At 74.9% G+C, this 2,267-nt stretch carries 1 protein-coding gene; it reads right to left on the bottom strand.

Annotation, left to right across the window (positions count from 1 at the left end):
• Positions 1 to 59 precede the first annotated feature (59 nt).
• A partial coding sequence (locus NBZ83_RS31740) for a DEAD/DEAH box helicase (RefSeq protein ID WP_261576464.1) occupies positions 60 to 2,267 on the bottom strand: 2,208 nt, incomplete at its 5' end.

The following is a 2,267-nucleotide window of genomic DNA, read 5'->3' as shown; positions in this document are numbered from 1 at the left end:
GCCCACAGCCATGCCCGAACCCACAGCCATGCCCGCGCCCACAGCCATGATCTCGGCGCTCAGACGCTCGTCGCGTAGGCGATGATGCCGCGACGCAGTGCGTCCATCGCGGAGCGGGCGGTGCGGCGCACCCCGGAGTCGTCGGGGGCGACCTTGGCGATCTGGTCGAGCAGGTCGAGCAGTTGGCGCATCCACCGGACGAAGTCGCCGGCGGTCAGCTCCAGCCCGCTGTCGGTGAGGACCCGTTCCAGTGGCCGACCCACCGCCCAGTCGTGGGCGGCGGGCACGAATCCGAGCTCGGGTGGGCGCAGAAAGCTCAGCCGGTGGCCCTGCTCGGTCGCGGCGAGGCGGGCCGCCAGGCGACTCATCTCGTCCAGGCAGTCACGCAGCGCCGCACCGCCGGGCAGCGCCGGGACGCCGACGTCGTCGCCGCGCGGCTCGAAGACCAGGGTGGACACGGCGGCGGCAAGCGCCGGCGGGGTCAGTTCCGCCCAGATGCCGGCGCGCAGGCATTCGGCGACGAGCAGGTCCTGCTCGGAGTAGATGCGGGCGAGCACCCGGCCGGCGTCGGTGACGGTGTCGCCGTCGAGATAGCCGAGCTCCGCCAGCGCCGCGCGGACCCGGTCGAACGTCTTCGCGACCGTGTTCGTGCGGCCCTCGACCTTGCGGGAGATCGCCGCGGTCTCCTTGGCGAGCCGGTTGGCCTGCTCGGCGGAGCGCAGGTGCTCCTCGCGGCGCGGGCAGTCGTGCACCGGGTGGGCGCGCAGGGTGCGACGCAGCCGGGCAAGTTCGGCGTCGTCCGCGGCCGCCGACCGGGCCCGGGCCCGCCGGCCGGGCGGACCGTCGGGGTCGACGTCCGCGGCCCGCAGCGAGGAGGCCAGATCCCGGCGGGACTGCGGCGAGCGCGGGTTGAACGACCGCGGCACCCGAACCCGCCCGATCGGCTCCACCGCGACCGGGAAGTCGACCAGCGACAGCCGCCGCACCTGCTTGTCCGCGGTCAACACGACGGGACGGGGCCCTTCGGCGCCGACCGCGTTCGCGTCGGCGTCGAGGACGACGGCGAGCCCGCTGCGCCGCCCGGCGGGCACCCGCACGATGTCGCCGGTGCGCAGCCGGCCCAGCGCCGCCGCCGACTCGGCCCGCCGACGCGCCGAGCCCTCCCGCGACAGCGCCGCCTCCCGCTCGCGGATGTCGCGCCGGATCCGGTCGTACTCGGCGGCATCCCCACGGTCGCAGCTCAGCTGCGCGCGCATCTCGTCGATCGCCTCGGTGTTGCGCCGCACCACCCGCGCCAGGCCCACCACGTCCCGGTCGGCCTGGAACTGCGCGAACGACGACTCGAGCACGGCACGGGCCCGGTCGGCCCCGAGCCGGCCGACGAGGTTCACCGCCATGTTGTAGGAGGGACGAAACGACGAGCGCAGCGGATAGGTGCGGGTGGACGCGAGCCCGGCCAGCGCCAGCGGGTCCAGCCCCGACTGCCACAGCACGACGGCGTGCCCCTCCACGTCGATACCGCGGCGGCCGGCGCGGCCGGTGAGCTGCGTGTACTCCCCGGGGGTGATGTCGACACGGCTCTCGCCGTTAAACTTCGTCAGCCGTTCCAGGACGACGGTGCGGGCCGGCATGTTGATACCGAGCGCCAGCGTCTCGGTGGCGAACACGACGCGGACCAGCCCCTGGACGAACAGCTCCTCGACGATCTCCTTGAAGGTGGGCAGCATCCCAGCATGGTGGGAGGCGATGCCCCGCTCCAGGCCCTCCACCCACGCCCAGTAGCCGAGGACGCCGAGATCGGCCTCGGGGATCCCGGCGGTGCGCTCGCGGACAATCGTCCGGATCCGCTGCTGCTCGGCCGGACCGACCAGGCGCAGCCCGGCACGCACGCAGGAGGTAACCGCGTCATCGCAGCCGGCCCGGCTGAACACGAACACGATCGCGGGCAGCAGGCCGTCCCGGCCAAGACGCTCGACGACCTCCGGCCGGCCCGGCACCCACATCCGCCGCCGCGGCCCGGGCCCGCCGCGACCCCGGCCGTTGCCGTAGCCACCGGGCATCGCCCGGCTCTCGTCCCGGGAGAGCCGGACCAGGTCCGGGTTGACCACCCGGCCGGCCACCGTGGCCGTCGCACCGCGGGACCCGCCGCCGTTCGCCCGACCACCACCGCCCGCCCGAGCCCCACCGGCGGATCCACCCGCGCTGTTCCCACCCGCGCCGTTCCCACTCGCGCCGTTCCCACTCGCGCGAGCCGCAGGAACCGACGG

The organism is Frankia gtarii, assembly GCF_025403375.1.
Classification (GTDB): Bacteria; Actinomycetota; Actinomycetes; order Frankiales; family Frankiaceae; genus Frankia; species Frankia gtarii.
Note: the sequence above shows the minus strand (reverse complement) of the source record. Positions and strands in the feature narration are given on the sequence as shown.